Genomic DNA, 24,594 nt, shown 5'->3' with positions numbered 1-24,594 from the left:
CCAAGGGGGTGGAACGGCTGTGATCGGCATCACCATCGCGGCCGCCGTCCTCGGCATCGCCGCAGTCGTGTACCTCGTCTGGGCGCTCGTGCGTCCGGAGCGCTTCTAGTGGGCGCCGCGGACGTCTGGGCGGGCATCGCCCAGGTCGCCACGCTCGTCCTGCTGCTCGTCGTCGCGTACCGTCCGCTCGGTGACTGGATGGCGAAGGTCTTCACACCCGTCCGGCACAACCGCATCGAGCGCGGGGTCTACCGGCTGATCGGGGTCGACCCCGACGCCGAGCAGTCGTGGCCCGTCTACCTGCGGGGCGTCCTGCTCTTCAGCGTCGTCGGACTCCTGCTCGTCTACCTGCTGCAGCGCATCCAGGTCGTCCTGCCCGGTGACCTCGGGCTGCCGAACGTCGGCCCGTCACTCGCGTTCAACACCGCGGCGTCGTTCGTCGCGAACACGAACTGGCAGTCGTACTCGCCCGAGGTGACGGTCGGGTACACCGTGCAGATGGCCGGCCTGGCGGTGCAGAACTTCCTGTCCGCGGCCGTCGGCCTGGCGGTCGCCGTCGCCCTGGTGCGCGGGTTCGCCCGCCGCGGGTCCGGCACGCTCGGCAACGTGTGGGTGGACATCGTCCGCGGCCTCGGCCGGCTGCTCCTGCCCGGTGCCTTCGTCTTCGCGATCGTGCTCGTCGCCGGTGGGGTCGTCCAGTCGTGGGGGAGCGGCACCGACGTCACCACGCTGGTCGGTGGCACGCAGCACATCCCCGACGGGTTCGTCGCGTCGCAGGAGGCGATCAAGGAACTCGGCACGAACGGTGGCGGCTACTTCAACGCGAACTCGGCGCACCCGTTCGAGAACCCGCAGGCGTGGACGAACCTCGTCGAGATCTTCCTGATGCTCGTCATCCCGTTCTCGCTGCCGCGCACCTTCGGCCGCATGGTCGGTGACGACCGCCAGGGCTACGCGATCCTCGCCGTGATGGGCGCGATCTTCCTCGTGTCCCTGTCGGTGATGTCGATCGCCGAGCTCGGCGGCGCCGGGGTGGCGACGCACGCGGCCGGCGCGGCGATGGAGGGCAAGGAGACCCGGTTCGGGATCCTCGGCACCACCCTGTTCGGCACGACGTCGACCGCGACCTCGACCGGTGCGGTGAACGGCATGTTCGACAGCTTCACGCCCATCGGCGGGATGATGGCGATGCTGAACATGATGCTCGGCGAGGTCACGCCGGGCGGCGTCGGGTCCGGCCTGTACGGCATGCTCGTGCTCGCCGTCATCACGGTGTTCATCGGCGGTCTACTCGTCGGTCGCACGCCCGAGTACCTCGGCAAGAAGATCCGCGCGAAGGAGATGACCTTCGCGGCGCTGTACATCCTCGTCACGCCGACGCTCGTGCTCGTCGCCACCGGGCTCTCGCTCGTGATCCCCGGCGTCCGCGAACAGGTGCTCGGCACGTCGATCTACAACCCCGGCAACCACGGACTCTCCGAGTTGCTCTACGCCTTCACCTCGGGTGCGAACAACAACGGCTCGGCCTTCGGCGGGCTCACCGCGAACACGACCTGGATGAACTCCTCGCTCGGCGTCGTGATGCTGCTCGGCCGCTTCGTGCCGATGGTGTTCGTCCTGGCGCTCGCCGGGTCGCTCGCCGCCCAGGACCGCGTGCCGGAGACCGCGGGCACGCTGCCCACCCACCGCCCGCTGTTCATCGGGCTGCTCGGCGGCGTCGCCGTCATCGTCACCGCACTCACCTACTTCCCGGTGCTCGCACTGGGTCCGCTCGCAGAAGGACTGTCATGACCACCGTGACCTCCGAGCACGAGGCGACCACCGCCCCGGAGCCGGCCACCCGCTCGTCCGCGTTCGGGCCCCGCCAACTGGTGGCGGGCCTCCCGGGCGCCCTGCGGAAACTCGATCCGCGACTCATGTGGCGGAACCCCGTCATGTTCATCGTCGAGGTCGGCGCGGCGCTGACGACGGCAGCCGCCGTCGTCGAGCCGTCCGCGTTCACCATCGCCATCGCCGTGTGGCTCTGGCTGACCGTCGTCTTCGCCAACCTGGCGGAGTCGGTGGCCGAGGGCCGGGGCAAGGCCCAGGCCGACACGCTGCGGAAGACCCGCTCGACCACGAGCGCCCGACGGGTGCTCGGCTACACGCAGGCCGACGCGGCTGCGACCGCGAACGAGACCGAGGAGGTCGCGTCCGTCGACCTGGCCAAGGGCGACGTCGTCGTGGTCGTCGCCGGCGAGGTCATCCCGGGCGACGGCGACGTCATCGACGGCATCGCCTCGGTCGACGAGTCGGCCGTCACGGGCGAGTCCGCACCGGTCATCCGCGAGTCCGGCGGTGACCGCAGTGCCGTCACCGGCGGCACCCGGGTGCTGTCGGACCGGATCGTGGTGCGCATCACCTCGACGCCGGGTGAGACCTTCATCGACCGGATGATCCGCCTGGTCGAGGGCGCGGCACGGCAGAAGACGCCGAACGAGATCGCGCTGAACATCCTGCTCGCCTCGTTGTCGATCGTCTTCGTGATCGTCTGCCTGACGATGCAGCCCATCGCGGGACTCGTCGGTGCGACGGTCAGCGTGCCGGTGCTCATCGCCCTGCTCGTCTGCCTCATCCCGACCACCATCGGAGCCCTGCTCTCCGCGATCGGCATCGCCGGCATGGACCGGCTCGTGCAGCACAACGTGCTGGCGATGTCGGGCCGCGCGGTCGAGGCCGCCGGTGACATCACGACGCTGCTGCTCGACAAGACCGGCACGATCACCTACGGCAACCGTCGGGCATCCCGCGTGGTGCCGGTGCCGGGGGTGTCGGAGGCCTCGCTCATGGAGGCCGCCGCGCTGTCGAGTGCTGCCGACAGCACACCGGAAGGACGCTCGATCGTGTCGCTCGCTGCGGACGCCGGGGTGACGCCGATCCTGCCGGACGGGGCCGTCGAGGTGCCGTTCACGGCGCAGACGCGCATGTCCGGTCTCGACCTGCCGGACGGGTCGCAGATCCGGAAGGGTGCTGCTGCTGCAGTGCTCGCCTGGGCCGGAACCCCCGAAGCCGGTGTGACGGCTGCGATCGACGCGACCGTCGCCGAGGTCTCCGACCAGGGCGGGACCCCGCTCGTGGTCGGCCGCCGCTCCGCGGACGGTGTGGTCACGCTGCTCGGTGTCGTGCACCTGAAGGACGTCGTCAAGGACGGCATGGCCTCGCGCTTCGCCGAACTCCGGTCGATGGGCATCCGCACCGTGATGATCACCGGCGACAACCCCCGCACCGCGAAGGCCATCGCCGCCGAGGCCGGCGTCGACGACTTCCTCGCCGAGGCCACGCCGGAGGACAAGCTCGCGTACATCAAGCGCGAGCAGGAGGGCGGCAACCTCGTCGCCATGACCGGTGACGGCACCAACGACGCCCCGGCCCTGGCCCAGGCTGACGTCGGCGTCGCGATGAACACCGGCACGACGGCGGCGAAGGAGGCGGGCAACATGGTCGACCTCGACTCCGACCCGACCAAGCTCATCGACGTCGTCCGCATCGGCAAGCAGCTGCTCATCACCCGCGGTGCCCTGACCACCTTCTCCATCGCGAACGACGTCGCGAAGTACTTCGCCATCATCCCGGCGATGTTCCAGGCGGCGTTCCCGGGGCTCGCGGCGCTCAACATCATGGGGCTGCACAGCCCGTCGTCCGCGATCCTGTCGGCGGTCATCTTCAACGCGCTCGTCATCGTGGCGCTCATCCCGCTGTCCCTGCGTGGCGTCAAGTACCGCGCGGCCGCAGCATCGTCGATCCTCGGCCGCAACCTGCTCGTCTACGGGCTGGGCGGCGTGGTCGTCCCCTTCATCGGCATCAAACTGATCGACCTCGTCGTCGGTCTCATCCCGGGGTTCTAGTCATGGCATCTGCACGTTCCACCTTCCGTTCCGCCGGTGTGGCCATCCGCCTCACCCTCGTCGCCACCGTCGTCCTGGGCGTCGGCTACCCGCTCGCCGTCTGGGGCGTCGGACAGGCGGCGTTCCACGACCAGGCCAACGGCTCGATGGTCACGGACTCGTCCGGCACGGTCGTCGGTTCCTCGTTGATCGGGCAGTCGTTCACGGGCGAGCAGGCCGACCGCTGGTTCCAGTCGCGGCCGTCCGCCGCCGGCGAGGACGGTTACGACGCCGGTGCGTCCTCCGGCTCGAACCTCGGGCCGAACAACCCCGACCTGCTCAAGGCCGTCGAGGAGCGCCGTGCGGCGCTGGCGAAGGCCGACGGGGTCCCCGCCGCGCAGGTGCCCGCCGACGCCGTGACCGCGTCCGGTTCGGGCCTCGACCCGGACATCAGCCCCGCCTACGCGGCCCAGCAGGTGGCTCGAGTGGCTGCGGCGCGGGGCGTCTCGGAGGACACGGTGCGGGCGCTCGTGGCCGCGAACACCGAATCGCGGCAGCTCGGGTTCCTCGGCGAGCCGGTCGTGAACGTGCTCGCGCTCAACCTGGCGCTGGCGAAGGCGTCCTGAGCGTGGGTGACCCCTCCGCAAGACACCGGTGCTCGCGCGTCGAACACCCGCAATCCGCGGCGCGACAGGTGAACACCGGTGTTTTGCGGAGACCGGCCGACCGACGCGAGAGGATGAGCACGTGAAGCGCGGGAAGCTGCGGGTCCTGCTCGGTGCGGCGCCCGGTGTCGGCAAGACCTACACGATGCTCGAAGAGGGGCGTCGCCTGCTCGACGAGGGTCGCGACGTGGTCGTGGCCGTCGTCGAGACGCACGAGCGCGCCGCCACCGCAGCCCTGGTCGACGGGCTCGAGGTCGTACCCCGCCGCACCGTCTCCCACCGCGGGGTGGAGCTCGACGACCTCGACCTCGACGCCGTCCTCGCCCGGGCCCCCGAGATCGCACTCGTCGACGAGCTCGCGCACACGAACGCCCCCGGTGGTCGCCACGACAAGCGCTGGCAGGACGTCGAGGCGCTCCTCGCCGCCGGGATCTCGGTGGTGAGCACCGTCAACGTGCAGCACATGCAGTCCCTCGGCGACGTCGTGCGCGAGATCACCGGCACCGTGCAGCGCGAGACCGTCCCCGACGCCGTGGTGCGCGCGGCGGACCAGATCGAGGTCGTCGACCTCGCCCCGGCGGCCCTGCGGGAGCGGTTGTCCGACGGCCTCGTGTACCCGGCGGCCCGGATCGACGCGGCGCTGTCGAACTACTTCCGCCTCGGCAACCTCACCGCGCTGCGCGAGATCGCCCTGCTCTGGCTCGCCGACGAGGTCGACGACGCGCTCAAGGCCTACCGCGCCGAGCACGGCATCGAGCACCGGTGGGAGACCCGGGAGCGCGTGCTCGTCGCCTTGACCGGAGGCCCCGAGGGCGAGACCCTGCTGCGCCGCGGCGCCCGGATCGCCGCCCGCAGCGCCGGCGGCGAGCTCGCCGCCGTGCACGTCACGACGAACGACGGCCTACGCGAGCGGCACCCCGGCGCGCTCGGCAAGCAGCGGACCCTGCTCGAGCAGCTCGGTGGCACCTACCACCAGGTCGTCGGCGACGACGTACCGAGCACGCTGGTGCGGTTCGCGCGGTCGATCGACGCCACCCAGATCGTGATCGGGGTCAGCCGCCGCAGCCGGCTCGCGGCCGCCATGACCGGTCCGGGGATCGGCAACACCGTGATCCGCGAGTCCGGCGACATCGACGTCCACGTCGTCACGCACGAGCGCGCCGGCGGCGGGATCACCCTGCCCAAGCTCGGCGGCAGCCTGTCACGCGGCCGGGTGGTCGCCGCGTTCGTCCTGTCCGTCCTGGTCGGGCCGCTGCTCACCTGGGTACTGTCGATCGGCAGCGACCCGGACGCCATCACGGTGGACGTGCTGGCGTACCAGCTACTCGTCCTGGTCGTGGCGCTGGTGGGTGGGATGTGGCCGGCGGTGTTCACGGCCGTGCTGTCCGGGCTGAGTCTCGACTACTTCTTCGTGCAACCCCTCTACATGGTCACCGTCCAGCAGCCGTGGCACCTGTTCGCCCTGGTCATGTACGTGATCAGTGCGGTGCTGGTCAGTTTCGTGGTCGACCGGTCCGCTCGCCGATCACGTGCCGCCCGTCGGGCCTCTGCCGAGTCCGGGCTCCTGATGGGCATCGCCGGCAGCGTGCTCCGCGGCGACGACGCCCTGCAGGCGCTGCTCGACCGCACCCGTGAGGCCTTCGGCTTCGCCGGCGTCCGGATCCGCCAGGGCGACGAGGTGCCGGCGACCTCCGGCGAGTTCGGCGCGACGCCGGACGCGTCGACGACGCTGGCGTCCGGCGCCGTGCTCGAGTTCGCCGGCGCGCCCGACGACCCGACCCAGCGCCGGCTGCTGCGGGTCGTCGAGCAGCAGCTCGACGCCGCCGTCGAGCACCGCGAGCTGACACGCACCGCCGTCGGCGCCGAGCGCATCGCCGCCGCCGACCGGGTCCGGAGTGCGCTGCTCGCGGCCGTCGGCCACGACGTGCGCCGACCCATCGCAGCGGCCTCCGCCGCCGTGCAGACGCTGCGTGCGCCCGACATCGACCTGTCACGGGCCGACCGGGAGGCGCTGCTCGCGACCGCCGACGAGAGCCTCGGTCAGCTGGCGGTGCTGTTGGCGGACCTGCTGGACGTCAGTCGGGTCCAGGCCGGTGTCCTCGCGGTCACCCCGGCTGCGATCGCGCTCGAGACGGTGGTCGCCCCTGCACTCGACGAGCTGGAGCTCGGCCCCGACGACGTCGACCTCGACCTGCCCGCGGACCTGCCGCCGGTGCTCGCCGACCCGGTCCTGCTGCAGCGCGTCGTGGTGAACCTGCTCGCGAACGCCGCCCGGTACGCGCCGGACGGCACCCACGTCCGGGTCGCCGCGAGCGCGTTCGCCGGCGGGGTGGAGCTCCGCGTCGCCGACCACGGCCCCGGCATCCCCGAGGACCGCCGTGACGAGGTGTTCCAGCCGTTCCAGCGACTCGGCGACACCGACAACGAGACCGGCCTCGGGCTCGGCCTTGCGCTCGCGCGCGGCTTCACCGAGGGCATGGGCGGCACGATCGAGGTCGACGACACCCCGGGCGGTGGGCTCACCGTCGTGGTGCGGCTGCCGATCGCCGGGCACGTGGGAGTGGAGATCCGATGAAGGTCCTGATCGCTGACGACGACGCGCAGCTCGTCCGCGCGCTCTCGGTGACGCTCTCGGCGCGCGGGTACGACGTCGTCACGGCTCGGGACGGGCGCGAGGCGATCGACGCCGTCATCACCGAGCGCCCCGACCTGGTGCTGCTCGACCTCGGCATGCCCCGGCTCGACGGCATCGGTGTGCTCGAGGGCGTCAGGGCCTGGTCGCAGGTGCCCGTCCTCGTGCTCTCCGGGCGGACCGACTCGTCCGACAAGGTCGACGCGCTCGACGCCGGAGCCGACGACTACGTGACGAAGCCGTTCCAGATGGACGAGCTGCTCGCCCGGCTGCGGGCGCTCGGGCGGCGGCGGGTGGTGGCGTCGGAGGAGACCCCGACGATCGCGATCGGACCGCTGCTCGTGGACCTCGTCGCGAAGCAGGTCACCCCGGCGGAGGGTCCCGCGATCCGCCTGACGCCCACCGAGTGGCGCCTGCTCGAGGTCCTGGTCACGAACCCGGACCGCCTGATGACCCGCGAGATGCTGTTGACCGAGGTCTGGGGGCCGACGCACGGCAACGACTCCGGGTACCTGCGGCTGTACATGGCGCAGCTGCGGCGGAAGCTCGAGCCGGACCCCGCGCACCCCCGCTACCTGGTGACGGAGTCCGGCATGGGGTACCGCTTCGCTCCCGGCGGCGTCACGCCCGGGAACTGAACGCCGCGAGCTCCGCCCGGGTCCGGGCGCCGTGCTTCCGCAGCAGGTTCGCGACGTGGTACTTCACGGTGTTGACGCTGATGCCGAGTCCATCGGCGATCTCCCGGTTGCCGACGCCGGTCGCCACGAGCCGCAGCACGTCGCGCTCCCGCGGCGTCAGGTCGCCGTCGTCGACCGCGTCCACCTCGGTCGGCCGCGGGTCGAGCGGCAGTGAGATGTCGAGCACGGACCCCCAACCGGGCGTGCTCGCGACCTGCACCCGCCCGTCGAGCGTGACGACCCGCTCCGCGATCGGCCGCATCGCGTCGTCGTGCACGTCGAGCGTGCCGGAGCCGTCGTCGCGGAGCTGCATGAGCAGGTTCCGGCCGTCGCAGTCCCACTGGATGCGCACCCGCTTCGCCGCACCGTCGTCGACCAGGGCGAGCACCGCGGTCCGGACGATGGCCCGGGCCGCGTGGGCGACGTCACCCGGGAGCGCACGGCCGGTGGCCGGCGGCTCGACGAACTGCACGTCGAGGTCCCCGAACCGAACGAGCGGTCGCAGGTCGGCGCGCAACCGCGAGAACGCGCCGGTCACGGGTTCGAGCAGGGTGCTCCGCTGCTGGTCCGTGACGGTGCGCAGGTCGACCAGGGCGGCCGAGGCGATCTCGACGGCCTCGGCCCGGGCGGCCGCGTCGGTGACCCGCGACGACCGGAGCACGGCGAGGACGGACTCGAGGGTGAGCGCGTGCCGGTCCGCCTGCTCGGCGACCGTGCGTGCGTGCTCGGCGGCCGCGAGCCGGATGACGGAGCCGCCCCGCGCCTCCAGGCTGTCGACCGATGCGTCCATGGAGGTGACCGTACCCGTCCCACCCGAGCGGATGGGCCCACCCGATGGGATGGGGCCCCTGCCGGGGCGGGTAGCGGCGGGTAGCGGCGCGCGACGGAAAGATCGAGGGCATGGCAGCAACCACCGTCTCCGCAGCGCTCGACCTGGTCGTCCGCGAGGTCGGCGACCTGGCAGCCCGCCTCGACGACGCCCCGGCCCAGCGCGCACTCGACCTGATCGAGGGCGCCGACCGGGTGTTCGTCCACGGGGCCGGTCGATCCGGCCTCGCCCTCCGCATGACCGCGATGCGCCTCATGCACCTCGGGCTCGACGCACACGTCGTCGGCGAGGTCACCACCCCGGCCATCCGCCAGGGTGACCTGCTCCTCGTCGCGAGCGGCTCGGGCACGACCACCGGCATCGTGCAGGCCGCGCGGACCGCGCACGAGGTCGGCGCATCCGTCGTGGCGCTCTCGACCACCGACGACTCCCCGCTCGCCGAGCTGGCGGACGTCACGATCGTCCTGCCCGCCGCGACGAAGACCGACCGCTCCGGCACCGCCTCGGCCCAGTACGCCGGTGGCCTCTTCGAACAGGCGGTCGCCCTGGTGGGCGACGCCGTGTTCCACGCCCTGTGGACCCGAGGCGGGCAGTCCGCCGACGACCTCTGGCCCCGCCACGCCAACCTCGAATGAAAGGCACACCCATGCAGCTCCAGTTCGCCATGGACACCCTGACCACCGAAGCCGCCCTCGAGCTCGCCGCCGCGGCCGCGCCGCACGTCGACGTCCTCGAGCTCGGCACGCCCCTGATCAAGAGCGCCGGTCTGTCCGCCGTCACCGCGATCAAGGAGGCACACCCGGACAAGATCGTGTTCGCCGACCTCAAGACGATGGACGCCGGTGAGCTCGAGGCCGACATCGCCTTCTCGGCCGGTGCCGACCTGGTCACCGTCCTCGGTGTCGCCGGCGACTCGACGATCGTCGGTGCCGTCAAGGCCGCGAAGAAGCACGGCAAGGGCATCGTCGTCGACCTGATCGGCGTCTCCGACAAGGCCGCCCGTGCCCGCGAGGTCGTCGCACTCGGCGCCGAGTTCGTCGAGGTCCACGCCGGGCTCGACGAGCAGGCGGAAGAGGGCTTCACGTTCTCGACCCTGCTCGACGCCGGCAAGGAGTCGGGCGTCCCGTTCTCGATCGCTGGCGGCGTGAACGCGTCCTCGGTCGCCTCGGTGCAGGAGGCCGGTGCCCGCATCGCCGTCGCCGGCAGTGCGATCTACAGCGCGTCGGACGTCGGCGCAGCAGCCGCCGAGATCCGCGCCGCGATCAAGTAGCGCGTCACGGTCGCCCTTCCCGGGCGACATCGTGAGCAGGAATGGTCGGGTGTGCACGTCGCACCCGACCATTCCTGCTCACGAAGCGAACGCCGCCGTCCGGATGCGCCGTACGGTGGCCACATGAACCGAGCACTGCGCTGGACCACCTGGATCGTCGCGGTCGTCGTGCTGCTCGCGGTGGTGTTCCTCGTCTGGGCCCACATCGTGATGCAGGGCACCCGCAGCGCCGCCCTGCAGGTCTGGCGCGACGACCGGATCGCCGTCCGCGACGCCGGAGACTCGGTGGTGATGACCCCGACCGGCCAGGCCGACGGGGTCGGGATCGTCTTCATCCCCGGCGCGAAGGTCGATCCGTACGCCTACATGACCACGTTCCGTCAGGTGGTCGCCAACGGCACGACCGTCGTCATCACGAAGCCGACGCTGAACCTCGCGTTCTTCGACACCCGACCGCTGTCGACGTTCCAGGCGCACGCGCCCGAGGTCGCGCACTGGGCGGTGGGCGGACACTCCCTCGGCGGGGTCCGCGCGTGCCAGCTCGCCCTGGACGCCGACGGCCTGCTGCTGCTCGGCAGCTACTGCGCGGACGACATCAGCCGCTCGTACATCGACGTGCTGAGCATCTCCGGTTCGCGTGACGGCCTGTCCACACCGGCCAAGGTCGACGCCGCGCGGGACGAGCTGCCGTCGACCGCCACCATGACCGAGATCCAGGGTTCGAACCACGCCGACTTCGGTGCCTACGGCGACCAGCCGGGCGACCGCACGGCGACCATCAGCCGTGCTGATGCCCGCCAGCAGATCTCGGACGCCATCGAGGCCTGGGTGCGCGACCTGCGCTGACCACGCGGGCGGACCGGCGGACGCACCACGGGCCTCCAGACGGTCTGCCTGGAGGCCCGTGGTGCGTGACGTCAGTGGATCACGCCCGCCTCGTGGTCGCGTCCGGAACGGTGCCCGGTGAACCGGGCGACGAAGTACAGGACCACGCCGACGGCGAGCAGGACCGCGGCGTAGAGCCAGACCTGACCGCTCTGCTGCGTCAGCAGCAGGATGCACGACAGCACCCCGAGCACCGGGACGAACGTCCAGACTCTGAAGTGGTCGTGCTCGACGTGGTCGCGACGGAGCACCAGGACGGCGACGTTCGTGCTGATGAACACGAAGAGCAGCAGGAGGACGACAGTCTCGGCCAGAACGCCCACGTCACCCACCAGGGTCAGGAGCATCGCGACGACCGTGGTGGCGACGATGGCGGTCCACGGGGTCTTGCGGTTCGGCAGGACCTTCGCGAGCAGGGCAGGCAGGAGCCGCTGCTCGGCCATGCCGTAGGTCACTCGGCTCGACATGATCATCGTGAGCAGCGCGCCGTTCGCGACGGCGACCAGGGCGATGAGGCTGAAGACCCAGTCGGGGATCGGGACGCCGGTGGCGGAGACGACCGCGAGCAGCGGGCCGCTGGACTCGGACAGCTCCGAAGCGGGCAGGGCGATCGCGCTGGCGAGGGCGACGAGGACGTAGACGACGCCGGCGGTGGCGAGGGCGCCGAACAGGGCCTTCGGGTAGACGCGGCGGGGGTCGCGGACCTCTTCCGCGATGTTGGCGGACGTCTCGAAGCCGACGAACGAGTAGTAGGCGACGATCGCGGCGCTCAGGGTCGCCAGTGCCGGGTTCGCCTCGGCCGGGAACGCGCCGATCCGGGACACGTCGCCGCCGCCACCGCCGAGCATCACGGCCACGACGACGATCACGATGACGAGACCGGAGACCTCGATGATCGTCATCACGACGTTGCTCTTCAGTGAGTCGGAGATGCCACGGGCGTTCAGGCAGGCGATCAGGGCGAGGAAGACGATCGCGGTGGGCACCGGCGGCAGGTCGACGAAGGTGCCGAGGTAGTCGCCGGCGAAGGCGAGCGACAGGCCCGCGGCGCTCGTGACGCCGGCGGCGAGCATGCTGAACCCGACCAGGAACGAGACGATCGGCGCCTTGTAGGCGCGTTCGGCGAAGACCGCGGCGCCGCCGGCCTTCGGGTACTTCGTCACGAGTTCGGCGTAGGAGCCCGCGGTGAGCAGGGCCAGCAGGAGCGCGAGCACCAGCGGTGCCCAGAGCGCGCCGCCGACGTCCTTCGCCAGCGTCCCCATCAGAGCGTAGATGCCGGCGCCGAGCACGTTGCCGAGGATGAAGAGGAACAGCAGTGGCCCGGTGATCGCCTGGCGGAGCTTCGACTGCGTGCCGTCGTGGGGTGCGGCCGTGGTGTCGCTGGTCATGGTGGTGCCTTCCGTCCGGGTCAGCGTGCCGGTGCGCGTCTCCGAGTGTTCACAGCCGGTCTCCCGACCGGGTGCGGCGCGTCCGAACACCGGGACTGGAGCGGTCCTAGACTCGTCGGGAGCCATTCGTCCACCACCAGTCCCCGGAGGACCGCAGATGACGACGCAGGACCAGCGCACGCCCGCGCGACTCAGTGACCAGCGCGCGCTCCTGTTCGACCTCGACGGCGTGCTCACCCCGACCGCCGACGTCCACATGCGCGCCTGGAGTCGGCTGTTCACGCCGTACCTGGCCGCACACGGGGTCGCGCCGTACACCGAGCAGGACTACTTCACCTACATCGACGGCAAGCCCCGGTACGACGGTGTGCGTTCGCTGCTCGAGTCGCGCGGCATCGACCTGCCGCAGGGCACCCCGGACGACGCGCCCGACACCGACACGGTGTGCGGGCTCGGCAACCGGAAGAACGCGGAGTTCACCGCCGAGCTCGCCGAGCACGGCGTCGAGCCCTACCCGGGGTCGCTCCGGTTCCTGACGGCCGCGATCGCCGCCGGCCTGTCCGTCGCGGTCGTCTCGAGCTCGGCGAACGCCACCTCGGTGCTCCGGACGGCAGGCATCCTCGACCGGTTCCCGGTGGTCGTCGACGGGCTCGTCGCCCGCCAGGACGGCCTGACCGGCAAGCCCGCGCCCGACACCTACCTCGACGCGGCGACCCGGTTCGGGCTCACCGCCGCCGAGTGCGTCGTGGTCGAGGACGCCACGAGCGGGGTCGAAGCCGGCCGCAACGGCTCGTTCGGTCTCGTCGTCGGTGTCGACCGCGGCGCCGGGGCGGACGCCCTGCGCGAGCACGGTGCCGACGTCGTGGTGTCCGACCTCGCCGAACTCATCGACGAGCTGCCCGCACCGACCAGTACGACGTAGGCCACCCGGCCGGACGCTCCCTGCCTGCCGGCCGTACCGACGTACCCATCTCCCTCCCTTCCCACGGAGCAGCATGAACCCCATCACCTCGGACCCCCTCGACCGCGTCCGTTACCCGATCGATGAGTGGGCCCTCGTCGAGACGGAGTACACCCCCGACGAGCAGGGCGTCGCCGAGACGAACTTTGCCGTCGGCAACGGGTACCTCGGCCTGCGCGGCAACCTCGACGAAGGCCGTGGCGGCGTGCAGTACGGCACGTACGTCAACGGGTTCCACGAGACCTGGCCGATCCGGCACGCGGAAGACGCCTTCGGCTTCGCGAAGACCGGGCAGACGATCATCAACGCGCCCGACGCCAAGGTCATCCGCCTGTACGTCGACGACGAGCCGCTCGTCCTGGCCGAGGCCGACATCCTCCGGCACACGCGCCGCCTGGAGTTCCGGGGCGGGTACCTGTTCCGCGAGACCGAGTGGTCGACGCCGTCGGGCAAGCGGGTGCTCATCCGATCGCGCCGACTCGTGTCGTTCACCGACCGGCACCTGGCCGTCATCGACTACGAGGTCACCGTGCTCGACGCGGACGCCTCGATCCTGCTGTCCAGCCAGATCCTCAACCGCCAGGACGTGCAGGACGAGTACCACGCCGGCATGCGGGCCGCGGCGAACGCCTTCGACCCCCGCAAGGCCGAGTCGTTCACCGAACGGGTGCTCCTGCCGAAGCTCAAGCGCAGCACCGGCGGTCGCTCGGTCCTGGGGTACCAGGCGTCCAGCTCAGGCATGACGATCTGCGTCGGCGTCGAGCACCACATCGAGACCGAGAACAGCTGGGACGAGTCGTCGTCGATCGAGGACGACCTGGCGAAGCACGTCTACCGGGTGCAGGCCCGTGCCGGTCAGCCCATCCGGCTCGTGAAGCACGTGGTCTACCACACCTCCCGCGGGGTCCCCGTGCGCGAGCTCGCCGACCGGTGCGACCGCACGCTCGACCGGGCGCACGCCGAGAACGTCGACGAGACCTTCGCCAAGCAGCGCGACTGGCTCGACGACTACTGGGCTCGCAGCGACGTCGAGATCGCCGGCCAGCCCGCGATCCAGCAGGCCGTCCGCTGGAACCTCTTCCAGCTCGCCCAGGCCACCGCCCGCACCGACGGCCACGGCATCGCCGCGAAGGGCGTCACCGGCTCCGGGTACGGCGGCCACTACTTCTGGGACATGGAGATCTACGTCCTGCCGTTCCTGTCCTACACGGCGCCGATCGTCGCCCGGAACGCCTTGCGCTTCCGCTACAACATGCTCGACGCGGCACGTGCTCGAGCCCGCGAGCTGAACCAGCGCGGCGCACTGTTCCCGTGGCGGACGATCAACGGCGAGGAGTCCAGCGCGTACTACGCCGCCGGCACCGCGCAGTACCACATCGACGCCGACATCGCGCACGCGCTCATGCAGTACGTGCGGGCCTCGGGCGACCGCGAGTTCCTGAAGCGCGGGGCCATCGACGTGCTCGTCGAGACGGCCCGGCTGTGGGCCGATCTCGGGTTCTGGCGGTCCAACGGCGACAAGAAGTTCCACATCGACGGTGTGACCGGACCGGACGAGTACACGACCGTCGTCGACGACAACCTCTACACGAACGTGATGGCCCGGGCGAACCTGTGGTTCGCCGTCAACGCCTGCCGCGAGCTCGCCGCGGACGACGCCGAAGAGTACGACCGCATGGTGCGCCGGACCGGTCTGCGGCCGGACGAGCTCGTCGAGTGGGAGCACGCCGCCGAGTCGATGGAGATCCCGTTCGACCCGCACCGCGGCATCCACCCGCAGGACGCCCAGTTCCTCGACAAGGAACTCTGGGACCTCGAGAACACCCCCGAGTCCAAGCGCCCGCTGCTGCTCCATTACCACCCGCTGGTGATCTACCGGTTCCAGGTGCTCAAGCAGGCCGACGTCGTGCTCGCGCTCTTCCTGCAGGGGCACGAGTTCACGGCGGCGGAGAAGCGTCGCGACTTCGACTACTACGACGCGCTCACCACCGGTGACTCGACCCTGTCCGCGGTCGTGCAGTCGATCATGGCGGCCGAGGTCGGGTACCACGACCTCGCGGACCAGTACTTCCAGACCGCGCTCTACGTCGACCTGGCGGACCTGCACGGCAACACCTCGGACGGCGTGCACATCGCGTCGACCGGAGGCATCTGGGGCGCGCTCGTCAACGGCTTCGGTGGCATGCGCGACCACGGTGGACGCATGACCTTCAACCCGCGGCTGCCGAAGCACTGGGATCGTCTGTCCTACCGGCTGACGGTCAGCGGTTCGCGCGTCCGGGTCGACCTGGAGCAGGAGACCATGACGCTCACGGTCGAGACCGGGTCGGGCTTCACGGTCTGGGTGCACAACCAGCAGTGGGACATCGAGGCGGGAGAGCCCACCGTGGTGCCGCTGCCGCACCACGGGCCGCGCATGTCCGGGCACGCCCCGACCACGAGCGACATCCAGGGCACGCTGCGTGCGGACGGTTCGGTGATCACCGCGTCGATCCCGACGATCTCCCTCGAGCGCGACTTCGACCTCGACGACTCGACCGGCTGACGCCAGTCCCTGCGCTGCACGTCGCCCCGGTTCCGCCTCGCGGTACCGGGGCGACGTGCATCCCGGGCCGCTGCCGGCACCTCCGAGCGCGTCCAGCCGCACCGGGGCACCGTGGTCTGCCGTGCCCCTCGGGCCGATGGCGTCTCCCGGGCACGGTTCGTGCAACGAGAGGAGACATCATGGGCAACCGGTTCGAGGGCAAGGTCGCGATCGTGACGGGCGCGGGTTCCGGCATCGGCGAGGCGACGGTCCGGGCGTTCATCGACGAGGGCGCGTCGGTCGTGCTGACCGACAGCGTCGAGGAGAAGGTCCGCACGGTGGGTGACTCCCTGCCGACGGACCGAGTGGTCGCCCTGCACGCCGACGTGGCGAGCCCGGAGGACTGGGAGACCGTCGTCTCGGCGGCGATCGACCGCTTCGATCGGCTCGACGTCCTGGTGAACAACGCCGGGACCTTCAGCTCCGGGGACATCACCGACATCAGCACGGCCGAGTGGCGCCGCGTCATCGAGACCGACCTGTCCGGGGTGTTCTACGGCACCCGGGCGGCCCTGCCGTTCCTCCGCGAGACCAAGGGCTCGATCGTGAACACCTCGTCGGTCTCCGGTGAGGACGCCGACTGGCGGATGAGCCCCTACAACGCGGCGAAGGGTGGCGTGACGAACTTCACCAAGGCCGCGGCGCTCGACAACGGGCAGTTCGGGGTGCGCGTGAACGCCGTCGCTCCGGGGCTGATCTGGACCGACCTGACCCAGGATCAGGCGGAGGACGAGTCGCTGCAGTCGAAGTTCGAGGAGCGGATCGCCCTCGGTCGGGGCGGGCGTTCCGAGGAGGTCGCCGAGGCCGTGCTGTTCCTGGCCAGCGACGCGGCCTCGTTCATCACGGGCGCGGTCCTGCCGGTGGACGGCGGCACCATGGCCAGCAACGGGCAGCCGCCGCAGGCCTGACACGACCCCGGCATCGCCGTCAGTGCTGTCCGCTGGCCACGAGCTCGACCTTGAACCGCTCGGCGTCCTCGAGGAAGGCGGCGTGGTGGTCCGGGCCACCGGCGAACGGGTGCCGGTCCTCGTACAGGTGCGTCCAGCCGTGATCGGGAGCCTCGACCCAGAGCCGCTCCACCGCCTCGGCGTCGCCAGCGTGGAACGCCAGGTGGCTGAGTCCCGGCTGGCGGCGGTCGTGGTCGCCGCGGAGCGGGGCTGATTCGAGGACGATGTACGACGTGCCGAGCCGCCAGCTCCGGCCGTGCTCCCAGCGCTGGAACGGCTCGTAGCCGAGTTCGCCGAGCAGCCAGCCCCAGGCGCCGTCGGCGGTGTCGAGGTCGGCGGTGCGGAGCTCGACGTGGTGCAGCGTGCCGAGCGTCACAGGAGCTTCCGCAGGGTGTTCGTGTTGCGGGTCGTCGTCGTGCGCTTGAAGCGTGCGGCGCCGGCCCGCTTGGCGAACACGGTGTCGGTGCTCGACCCCTTCGGACACGACCAGTAGACGACCCCGTTCCCGCGGGAGACCTGCTCGACCGAGTCGTCGAGTTCGAGGTCCGCGACCAACGCGTCGAGCGCACCGTCGTCGGACCCGAACACCACGTAGTCGTGCCGTGCGTCGGCACGCTCGAAGGGGAAACCGTCGACCACGGCCGCGAGGGCGTCGTGCCGGACGAGCACGATCCAGGCGTCGTACCCGAACCGGTCGCGCAGCCCCTGCTCGATCGACGTCTTCAGCGGCTCGGCGGGCACGTCGGCGGAGAACACGACGTTGCCCGAGGCGAGCACGGTGCGGACGTCGTCGAACCCGAGTCCCCGGAAGAGCTCTGCGAGCTCGGCACTCCGGATCGTGATGCCGTTCACGTTGACCCCGCGCAGCAGAGCCACCCACCTGTCCATGTCCGGACGGTAGCGGCTCGGGCCCGTCACGTCCACGTCCGGGCCACGCCCCAGCCGGAGCCCTGCGGCACGATGTCGACCACCAGGGCCTCACCGTCGTCGCTGGTCGCCTGGAACCGCCAGCCCACGGTGCGCTCAGGCGCGTGGGTGATCGCTGTGGGCAGCTCGGCGCGCGTCACGGTCAGCCGGGTGGGGGTGTCGCTCACCCGCCAGCGCCGCCCAGCCCACACCAGCCGCGTCGGCGTGCCCTCGGCCCACCACACCGTGGCGGCCGTGTCGGTGATCATCATCGGGTCTCCTCGTTCGAACGTGTGTTCGAATGGTAGGTGTCGACCTCGGACGTCGCAACCACCGCCGATCGACCCCGGCGGGTCGTGGACGAACCCCTCGAACAGCGCAGCCGCCGTCGTGTAGACGGGACCCATGACGAACGACGACGCACAGGGCCCCGACGCGCAGCACCAGGTTCCCGAGGGGGTGTCCGAGGCCACGGTCGAGGCGCTCGGCAGCCTGTCCGCCGCGGTCGAGGTCATCGAGCACGCCCGCGGCCTGCTCTACGGGTTCCACCGGCTGACCGGCACCGCTGACCTGAACCTCGGCGAGGCGGTCGAGCAGCTGCGGAAGGCGGGGCACACCGAGCTCGCCGAGCGCATCGACACCGAACTCGTGGGCCGCAACGTCATCGCCGGCCGCTGGACGTTCCAGATCGTCGAGGACTACGACGACGGCTACTACGCCCTCGCCAAGGAGCTCGAGCGCACCGCGCGCGACGAGCTCGTGCAGGGCCGCCGCCACCTGTTCGAGGCGGGCATGAAGGAAGACCGTCGCACCCAGGACCAGCGCCACCACGAGGCCACGCCGAGCGACCTGCCGGACTGACCACGGGCCTCCAGGCAACGCCCGGACGAAAGCCTCAGCCGACGCCGAGCAGCGCCTCCAGCGGCCCCCGCGCGAAGTACAGCAGGAAGCCCGCGGCGACCACGTAGAGCAGCCACGAGACCTCACGACCGCGGCCGGACAGCAGCTTGATGAGCACCCAGCTGATGAAGCCGGCGCCGATGCCGTTCGCGATCGAGTAGGTCAGCGGCATGACGACGATCGTCAGGAACGCCGGCAGGGCCGAGCCGAAGTCCGTCCACGAGATGTCCGCCACCTGCGCGACCATGAGCGCACCGACGACGACGAGCCCGGCGGCGGCGACCTCGAGCGGCACGACCTGGGTGAGCGGCGTGAGGAACATCGACGCCAGGAACAGCAGGCCGGTGACGACGGACGCCATGCCCGTGCGGGCACCCTCGCCGATGCCGGAGGCCGAGTCGATGAAGACGGTGTTCGACGACACCGACGCGCCACCACCGGCGATCGCGCCGACGCCCTCGACGACGAGCGCCGACTTCAGACGGGGGAACGTGCCGTCCGGCTTCGCGACGCCGGCGGCCTTGGCCAGACCGGTCATGGTGCCCATGGCGTCGAAGAAGTTCGTGAAGACGAGGGTGAAGACGAGCATCGACGCGGCGAGCGGGCCGATGCGGGTGAAGGCGCCGAAGACGTCGGCGTGGCCGACGAGCGACAGGTCCGGCACGGCGAACAGTGCGCTCGGCAGGCCGGGGGCGTTGAGGTTCCAGCCGGTCTTCGAGTCCACCGAAGTCGGCACCTGGAAGATCGCCTGCAGGATGATCGCGATGATCGTGGTCGCGACGATGCCGATGAGCAGCGCGCCCTTGACCCGGCGGGCCATGAGCGTGCCGATGATGATCAGGCCGATCAGGAACACGATGGTCGGCAGGGCGCCGACGGAGCCGTCCTCACCGAGCTGCAGCGGCGGCGACGCGAGCCCGGAGGACCGCACGAAGCCGGAGTCGACGAGCCCGATGAACGCGATGAACAGGCCGATGCCGACGGTGATCGCGGCCTTCAGCTGGGCCGGGACAGCGGTGAAGATCATCGTCCGGATGCCGGTCAACGCGAGGATCACGATGATCACGCCGTTGATGACGACCAGGCCCATCGCCTCGGCCCAGGTGACCTGGTGCACGACGCTGACGGCGAGGAACGAGTTGATCCCGAGCCCCGCGGCGATGCCGAACGGCAGGTTCGCGATGATGCCCATCGCGATGGTCATGACGCCGGCGACGAGTCCGGTCGCCGCGGCCACCTGAGCGTTCTCGAGCCATCCGCCACTGACGTCCTTGGCGGCCTGGTCGGCGCTGAACCCGCCGAGGATGAGGGGGTTCAGGATGACGATGTACGCCATCGTCACGAACGAGACGAGGCCACCGCGGACCTCGCGGGGGATCGACGATCCGCGTTGCGTGATGGAGAAGAATCGGTCGAGGCCGGTCGCGAAGCGGTTCCGGGGCGTGGTGTCGGTCTGCGGGGCGCTCACCACGAGAGTTTAAAGGATGCTGGGTTTCGGGCGTGTCACACCGGTCTCACAGGTTGCGACAGCCAGGAGGCCCGTTCTGCGCGGATCGCGCCCCTCGCGCTGGGCGTCTGCCCGCGTTCTCCGGCCAGGGCTGGTGTTGGATAAGCGGGTGACGTCACCCATGGACCGCGCCCGTGTGGAGGCCGCCGTCCGCGAGCTGCTGCTCGCCATCGGCGAGGATCCCGACCGCCTGGAACTCACCCGCACCCCCGCTCGCGTCGCCGACTCGTACGCCGAGTTCTTCTCCGGGATCGGCACCGACGCGGTCGCCATCGCCCGGGACGGCACCGTGCACGCCGAGGACGGCGAGCGCGGTCGGCTCGTGATCGTGCGCGACGTGAAGTTCCGCTCCGTCTGTGAGCACCACCTGCTGCCGTTCCTCGGTGTGGCGCACCTGGCGTACGCGCCGGGCGACCGGCTCATCGGGCTCGGCACGCTGGCGCGGGTGCTCGACGCGGTGGCCTCCCGCCCGCAACTGCAGGAGCGGCTCGGCGAACAGGTCGCCGCGACCATCGCCGAGGGACTCGGCGCCCAGGGCGTCCTGGTGGTCCTCGACGCGCAGCACCAGTGCGTCACGACGCGTGGGGAGCGCCAGACCGGTTCGACGACGGTGACGGTGGCGGCGACCGGTTCGCTGGCCGACGCCGCGGGGCGGGCCGAGGCGATCGCGCTCATCGGCGCGGGGCGTGGGACCGACGCCGGGCACGACGCGAGTGCCGGGGCGGACGCATGACGGGCCTCCCCGACGGCACGGCCGGCACGCCGCTGGCGCGTCGCGCCGGGACCGGCGTCGTGGGCCCACGGACCGACGCGGCCGGACCCGGCTGGGTCGTGCCGGATCTGCGCCACCCGGTCCGGACGTTCGGCCGCCGCACCATCGACTTCGACCACCGCATCGCCGTGATGGCGATCGTGAACCGCACGCCCGACTCGTTCCACGACCGCGGCGCCACCTTCGAGCTCGACCGGGCCGTCGCCGCCTCGGTGCGTGCAGCCGAACAGGGCGCCGACTGGGTCGACATCGGCGGCGTGAAGTTCGCACCCGGTCCGGAGCTGCCCGCGTCCGACGAGATCGACCGGGTCGTGCCCGTCGTCGAGCAGCTCGCCCAGCAGTCCGACGTCGTCATCAGCGTCGACACCTTCCGCCCGGAGGTCGCTGCAGCGGCGATCGCGGCCGGGGCGACCGTCGTCAACGACACCACCGGCCTGTCCGACCCGCGGATGGCCGCCGTGGTCGCCGACTCGGAGGCCACCGTCGTCATCACGCACTCGCTCGCCGAACCGCGGCGGCCCCTGCCGGCACCGCCGCAGTACGGCGACATCGCGGGCGAGGTCGTCGCGTTCCTGCGCGAACGGGTCGACCGGGCGCTCGCCGCGGGCATCCCCGAGTCGCGGATCATCGTCGACCCGGGCCACGACCTGCACAAGAACACCGTGCACACGCTCGAGCTCACCCGTCGGCTGCCCGAGGTCGTCGCGCTCGGCTACCCGGTGCTCGCCGCGGTGTCGAACAAGGACTTCGTGGGGGAGTCGCTCGGACGCCCCCGCGGTGAACGGCTCTCCGGATCGCTCGCCGTCGCGACCGTGAGCGCGATGCTCGGCGCCCGGATCGTCCGGATGCACGACGTCGCAGAGAGCGTCGACGCGATGCGGATGGTCGAGGCCACGCTCGGATGGCGCACCCCCGTGGAATCGAGGCACAACACGTGAACGTCCTGCCCCCGTCGATCGCGGACCTGTCCGACGACGACCTGCTCGAGCTCTACACCGCCGACGCCGGGGGCCCCTGGCTCCGCGTGAACTTCGTCGCGACGCTCGACGGCTCCGCGTCGGCTGCCGGGGTGTCCGGGTCGCTCGGTGGCGCCGACGACCTGCGCGTCTTCGACCTGCTCCGGCGGGTGGCCGACGTCGTGCTCGTCGCCGCCGGCACCGTCCGCGACGAGGGCTACGGGCCGATGGTCCTGCACGACACCGACGTCGCCTGGCGGCGTGCCCACGGCATGCCGGACCACCCCGTGTTCGCGATCGTCACGGGATCGCTGTCGCTCGACCCGGGGTCTCGGGTCTTCACCGCGGCGCCGGTGCGCCCCGTCGTCCTGACGTCGGCGACGGCGGCTGCGTCGTCCAAGGCCCTGGCGCTCGCCGAGGTCGCCGACGTCGTGCCGTGCAGCGCGGACGACCCGGACTCGGTGGACGCCGGGCGGATCCGAGGCGTGTTGGCCGACCGTGGCCTCGGGACGATCCACTGCGAGGGCGGGCCGTCGTTCCTCGGGGCGCTCATCGCCGCGGACGCCGTCGACGAGCTGACCCTGACGATCGATCCGTCGCTCGAGGGCGGGGAGGGGCCGCGCATCGCCCGCGGGTCGTCGCCGGAACTCCGGCGGATGCGACCGGCGCACGTGCTGCTCGGCGCCGGCGGCGTGCTGCTCACCCGGTCCGTCCGGGCGCGCTGACCCCCGTGGGCTAGGGTCGGGCGCGTGATCGACATCGTGGCGTCCGGGGTCCTCTTCGACATGGACGGGACGCTCGTCGACTCGACCGCGGTGGTCGAGGCGACCTGGACCCGGTTCGGCCACGCGAACGGCATCGACCCCGACGAGATCCTCGCGTTCTCGCACGGTCGGCAGGCGATCGACACCCTGCGGCGCTTCCTGCCCGACCTGCCCCTGGCCGAGCAGCAGCGGATCGCGGCGGAGCTCGTCGCCGAGGAGACCGCGAGCACCGAGGGCATCCTCGAGATCCCCGGGGCCGTCGCCTTCGTGCAGCGACTCGTCGAACTCGGTGTCCCGGTGGCCCTCGTGACGAGCGCCCCGCGTGACCTCGCCGCGGGCCGGATGGCGGCCGCCGGGTTCGCCGTGCCCGAGGCCTTCGTGCCCTCCGAGGACGTCGAGCACGGCAAGCCCCACCCCGACGGCTACCTGCGCGGAGCTGCCCTGCTCGGCGTCGACCCGGCCGACTGCGTGGCGTTCGAGGACGCCCCGGCCGGACTCGAGTCCGCCATCGCCTCCGGCGCGACCACGGTCGTCGTCGGTCTCCTCGAGCACCCGGTGACGGCCGGCCTGCACCGAGTGCACGGGTACGACGGGCTGACCGTCGAGCGCGACGGCGACGCCTTCCGCATCCGCGGCTGAGCGCGGCGCCCGGCCCGCCCGGCTGCGGGTCTGCGGCCGGTCAGGACACCCCGTGCGGCCCGCGCCGAGTGGTCGGGAACTGTCGGTTGCGCCGCCGCCAGCCGACGCTTCGTGACCGCTCGGCGGCCGCGAGCGGGGTGTTGCGACCGCCCGACCGGTCATCCGAGCCGGCCCTGGAGGCCTGTTCAGCCGACCCCGACGACCCTCGGGTGTGCGGCCGGAACGACCGGGCCGCGGAAGGAGCGATCATGGCAACCCTCGACGGCAAGAAGGTCCTCGTCATCACGACGAACTACGGCGTGGAGCAGGACGAGATCGTCGTCCCCACCGAGCAGCTGCGTGAGCGCGGTGCCTCGGTGACCGTGGCGGCCAAGGAGACCGGCACGATCCAGACCCTGGTCGGCGACAAGGACCCGGGGCAGACGCTCGAGCCCGACACCACCCTCGCCGGTGTCGACGCGAACGACTTCGACGCCCTCGTGATCCCCGGCGGCACGATCAACGCCGACACGCTGCGCCAGGAGTCCCGCGCGGCGAGTCTCGTGCAGGCCTTCGCCGAGGCGAGCAAGCCGGTCGCGGCGATCTGCCACGGGCCCTGGACCCTCGTCGAGGCGGGCGTGCTGTCGGGCAAGACCGTCACGTCGTTCCCGTCGCTGCAGACCGACCTGCGGAACGCCGGAGCCGAGTGGGTCGACCAGGAGGTCCAGGTCGACGGTGGCTTCATCACCTCCCGCACCCCGGACGACCTGCCGGCGTTCGTCGACGCGATCGAGAGCGCTCTCACCGCCTGAGCACCGCGCCGCCGAGCCACGGTTGCACGGCGCCCGCGTCAGCCGAGCGCCACGGGGCGGGCCGTGCGGAGCACCGCGGGTCCGAGGGTGAGCACACCGTCGGACTCCGGATCGCACCGCACCCCGCCCCGGCCGCGCATCGCACGGAACGCCCCGGGGGCCACCTCGTGGTCCATCCAGGCGCAGGGGTTCGCGGCGCGGTAGCCGCGGAACCGGACAGCGCGGCCGAGGGCGCCGTCGCTGCCGTCGGGTGTCCTGCTCGCCAACGAGAACGGCTCGCCCCGCAGCGCCTCGACGTCGGCGCCGCGCAGGAACACGTTCCGCCGGGTAGCAGCGGGGTCGACGGTGGCGCCGATCGCGTGACCGACGGCTTCGAGCCCCTCCAGGCCGATCACCGTGACCGAGGCGTGCACGTGCGCCCGGGCCGCGAAGTACCGGTCGCCGACGATGCCCAGCCCGGCCCGCAGCTCGATCCGGTCGCGTGACTCGTCCGGATCGTCCGCGCCCATCGGCAGCGCGCCGTCGGCCGGGCGCCCCTCGTACCGGTGCCGCGGTGAGACGAGCAGCAGCGCGACCTCGACCTCGGTCCGGAACGGCAGGTCGTCGAGACCGGCCACGTCGTCTGCGGAAGTCACCCGGCCAACGGTAGCCGGGCCTC

General features: G+C 71.5%; 25 protein-coding genes. 18 read left to right on the top strand and 7 right to left on the bottom strand.

What is annotated here, in order from left to right:
* Window positions 1-19: 19 nt before the first annotated feature.
* From OE229_RS01955 to OE229_RS01930, 6 genes are all read left to right on the top strand, one after another.
* Window positions 20-109 carry a potassium-transporting ATPase subunit F gene (locus OE229_RS01955; RefSeq protein WP_017887940.1) on the top strand — a complete coding sequence of 30 codons (90 nt, stop codon included), beginning with the start codon at window positions 20-22 and terminating at the stop codon, window positions 107-109.
* On the top strand, window positions 109-1,791 hold the full coding sequence (kdpA, locus tag OE229_RS01950) for a potassium-transporting ATPase subunit KdpA (protein WP_259578846.1): 1,683 nt from the start codon (window positions 109-111) through the stop codon (window positions 1,789-1,791). The genes OE229_RS01955 and kdpA overlap by 1 nt, the downstream gene beginning before the upstream one ends.
* A complete protein-coding gene (gene kdpB, locus OE229_RS01945) occupies window positions 1,788-3,884 on the top strand; it encodes a potassium-transporting ATPase subunit KdpB (protein ID WP_209134898.1) in 2,097 nt (698 codons plus the stop codon). Before kdpA ends, kdpB begins: the two co-directional genes overlap by 4 nt.
* Window positions 3,885-3,886: 2 nt before the next feature.
* Entirely contained in the window at window positions 3,887-4,489 is a 603-nt protein-coding gene (kdpC, locus tag OE229_RS01940) for a potassium-transporting ATPase subunit KdpC (protein WP_262139486.1), read from the top strand.
* 121 nt (window positions 4,490-4,610) lie between these two features.
* Window positions 4,611-7,103, top strand: coding sequence for an ATP-binding protein (locus OE229_RS01935; RefSeq protein ID WP_262139484.1), 2,493 nt, complete (start codon window positions 4,611-4,613; stop codon window positions 7,101-7,103).
* Window positions 7,100-7,798, top strand: a complete 699-nt coding sequence (locus OE229_RS01930) for a response regulator (protein ID WP_209134900.1) — start codon at window positions 7,100-7,102, stop codon at window positions 7,796-7,798. Before OE229_RS01935 ends, OE229_RS01930 begins: the two co-directional genes overlap by 4 nt.
* Here the strand turns inward: OE229_RS01930 and OE229_RS01925 are convergent.
* Window positions 7,782-8,627, bottom strand: a complete 846-nt coding sequence (locus OE229_RS01925) for a helix-turn-helix transcriptional regulator (protein WP_262139482.1) — start codon at window positions 8,625-8,627, stop codon at window positions 7,782-7,784. The genes OE229_RS01930 and OE229_RS01925 overlap by 17 nt on opposite strands.
* A 110-nt stretch (window positions 8,628-8,737) precedes the next feature.
* On the opposite strand from OE229_RS01925, the gene hxlB reads away from it, so the two are divergent.
* The 3 genes from hxlB (at window position 8,738) to OE229_RS01910 (ending at window position 10,782) form a co-directional block, all read left to right on the top strand.
* Window positions 8,738-9,301, top strand: coding sequence for a 6-phospho-3-hexuloisomerase (hxlB, locus tag OE229_RS01920; RefSeq protein WP_262139480.1), 564 nt, complete (start codon window positions 8,738-8,740; stop codon window positions 9,299-9,301).
* An 11-nt stretch (window positions 9,302-9,312) separates the two neighbouring features.
* Entirely contained in the window at window positions 9,313-9,936 is a 624-nt protein-coding gene (gene hxlA, locus OE229_RS01915) for a 3-hexulose-6-phosphate synthase (protein WP_027466791.1), read from the top strand.
* Window positions 9,937-10,059: 123 nt separating this feature from the next.
* Complete coding sequence (locus OE229_RS01910) at window positions 10,060-10,782, top strand: alpha/beta hydrolase (RefSeq protein ID WP_262139478.1); 723 nt, start codon at window positions 10,060-10,062, stop codon at window positions 10,780-10,782.
* Between the two features lie 71 nt (window positions 10,783-10,853).
* On the opposite strand, the gene OE229_RS01905 is transcribed toward OE229_RS01910, so the two are convergent.
* Window positions 10,854-12,209 carry an APC family permease gene (locus tag OE229_RS01905; protein ID WP_263344958.1) on the bottom strand — a complete coding sequence of 452 codons (1,356 nt, stop codon included), beginning with the start codon at window positions 12,207-12,209 and terminating at the stop codon, window positions 10,854-10,856.
* A gap of 157 nt (window positions 12,210-12,366) precedes the next feature.
* Here OE229_RS01905 and OE229_RS01900 point away from each other — a divergent pair, with 157 nt between their 5' ends.
* From OE229_RS01900 to budC, 3 genes are all read left to right on the top strand, one after another.
* Window positions 12,367-13,131 carry an HAD family hydrolase gene (locus tag OE229_RS01900; RefSeq protein ID WP_262139474.1) on the top strand — a complete coding sequence of 255 codons (765 nt, stop codon included), beginning with the start codon at window positions 12,367-12,369 and terminating at the stop codon, window positions 13,129-13,131.
* A 73-nt stretch (window positions 13,132-13,204) separates the two neighbouring features.
* Window positions 13,205-15,715 carry a glycoside hydrolase family 65 protein gene (locus tag OE229_RS01895; RefSeq protein ID WP_263344957.1) on the top strand — a complete coding sequence of 837 codons (2,511 nt, stop codon included), beginning with the start codon at window positions 13,205-13,207 and terminating at the stop codon, window positions 15,713-15,715.
* A gap of 179 nt (window positions 15,716-15,894) precedes the next feature.
* A complete protein-coding gene (gene budC / locus OE229_RS01890; RefSeq protein WP_209134913.1) occupies window positions 15,895-16,662 on the top strand; it encodes a meso-2,3-butanediol dehydrogenase in 768 nt (255 codons plus the stop codon).
* A 19-nt stretch (window positions 16,663-16,681) separates the two neighbouring features.
* On the opposite strand, the gene OE229_RS01885 is transcribed toward budC, so the two are convergent.
* Genes OE229_RS01885 through OE229_RS01875 form a run of 3 tightly spaced genes read right to left on the bottom strand, consistent with a single transcriptional unit; the run spans window position 16,682 to window position 17,879 of the window.
* Window positions 16,682-17,077, bottom strand: a complete 396-nt coding sequence (locus tag OE229_RS01885) for a VOC family protein (protein ID WP_182064409.1) — start codon at window positions 17,075-17,077, stop codon at window positions 16,682-16,684.
* On the bottom strand, window positions 17,074-17,589 hold the full coding sequence (locus OE229_RS01880) for a DUF1697 domain-containing protein (protein ID WP_259578860.1): 516 nt from the start codon (window positions 17,587-17,589) through the stop codon (window positions 17,074-17,076). Before OE229_RS01880 ends, OE229_RS01885 begins: the two co-directional genes overlap by 4 nt.
* Window positions 17,590-17,615: 26 nt before the next feature.
* Window positions 17,616-17,879 carry a hypothetical protein gene (locus tag OE229_RS01875; RefSeq protein ID WP_182064407.1) on the bottom strand — a complete coding sequence of 88 codons (264 nt, stop codon included), beginning with the start codon at window positions 17,877-17,879 and terminating at the stop codon, window positions 17,616-17,618.
* A 133-nt stretch (window positions 17,880-18,012) separates the two neighbouring features.
* Here OE229_RS01875 and OE229_RS01870 point away from each other — a divergent pair, with 133 nt between their 5' ends.
* On the top strand, window positions 18,013-18,468 hold the full coding sequence (locus OE229_RS01870; protein WP_262139472.1) for a hypothetical protein: 456 nt from the start codon (window positions 18,013-18,015) through the stop codon (window positions 18,466-18,468).
* A 34-nt stretch (window positions 18,469-18,502) separates the two neighbouring features.
* Here OE229_RS01870 and OE229_RS01865 read toward each other — a convergent pair whose 3' ends face one another.
* Window positions 18,503-19,978 (bottom strand): NCS2 family permease, encoded by a 1,476-nt coding sequence (locus OE229_RS01865; protein ID WP_111023334.1) that lies wholly within the window; start codon window positions 19,976-19,978, stop codon window positions 18,503-18,505.
* A 157-nt stretch (window positions 19,979-20,135) separates the two neighbouring features.
* Here OE229_RS01865 and folE point away from each other — a divergent pair, with 157 nt between their 5' ends.
* From folE to OE229_RS01840, 5 genes are all read left to right on the top strand, one after another.
* Window positions 20,136-20,747 carry a GTP cyclohydrolase I gene (folE, locus tag OE229_RS01860; RefSeq protein WP_262140073.1) on the top strand — a complete coding sequence of 204 codons (612 nt, stop codon included), beginning with the start codon at window positions 20,136-20,138 and terminating at the stop codon, window positions 20,745-20,747.
* The gene (folP, locus tag OE229_RS01855) at window positions 20,744-21,724 is read left to right on the top strand and encodes a dihydropteroate synthase (RefSeq protein ID WP_247737893.1); all 981 of its coding nucleotides are present in this window, start codon (window positions 20,744-20,746) and stop codon (window positions 21,722-21,724) included. Before folE ends, folP begins: the two co-directional genes overlap by 4 nt.
* A complete protein-coding gene (locus OE229_RS01850) occupies window positions 21,721-22,467 on the top strand; it encodes a pyrimidine reductase family protein (RefSeq protein ID WP_262139470.1) in 747 nt (248 codons plus the stop codon). Before folP ends, OE229_RS01850 begins: the two co-directional genes overlap by 4 nt.
* 24 nt (window positions 22,468-22,491) lie before the next feature.
* A complete protein-coding gene (locus tag OE229_RS01845; protein WP_182064403.1) occupies window positions 22,492-23,145 on the top strand; it encodes an HAD-IA family hydrolase in 654 nt (217 codons plus the stop codon).
* 248 nt (window positions 23,146-23,393) lie between these two features.
* Window positions 23,394-23,936, top strand: coding sequence for a type 1 glutamine amidotransferase domain-containing protein (locus OE229_RS01840; protein ID WP_182064402.1), 543 nt, complete (start codon window positions 23,394-23,396; stop codon window positions 23,934-23,936).
* A 38-nt stretch (window positions 23,937-23,974) separates the two neighbouring features.
* Here the strand turns inward: OE229_RS01840 and OE229_RS01835 are convergent, their stop codons facing one another.
* Window positions 23,975-24,571, bottom strand: coding sequence for a molybdenum cofactor biosysynthesis protein (locus OE229_RS01835; protein WP_262139468.1), 597 nt, complete (start codon window positions 24,569-24,571; stop codon window positions 23,975-23,977).
* Between the last annotated feature and the right edge of the window lie 23 nt (window positions 24,572-24,594).

It is taken from the genome of Curtobacterium poinsettiae, assembly GCF_025677645.1.
GTDB classification, from domain to species: domain Bacteria; phylum Actinomycetota; class Actinomycetes; order Actinomycetales; family Microbacteriaceae; genus Curtobacterium; species Curtobacterium poinsettiae_A.
The sequence above is the reverse complement of the archived record's forward strand: the minus strand, read 5'-3'. Positions and strand labels throughout refer to the sequence as shown.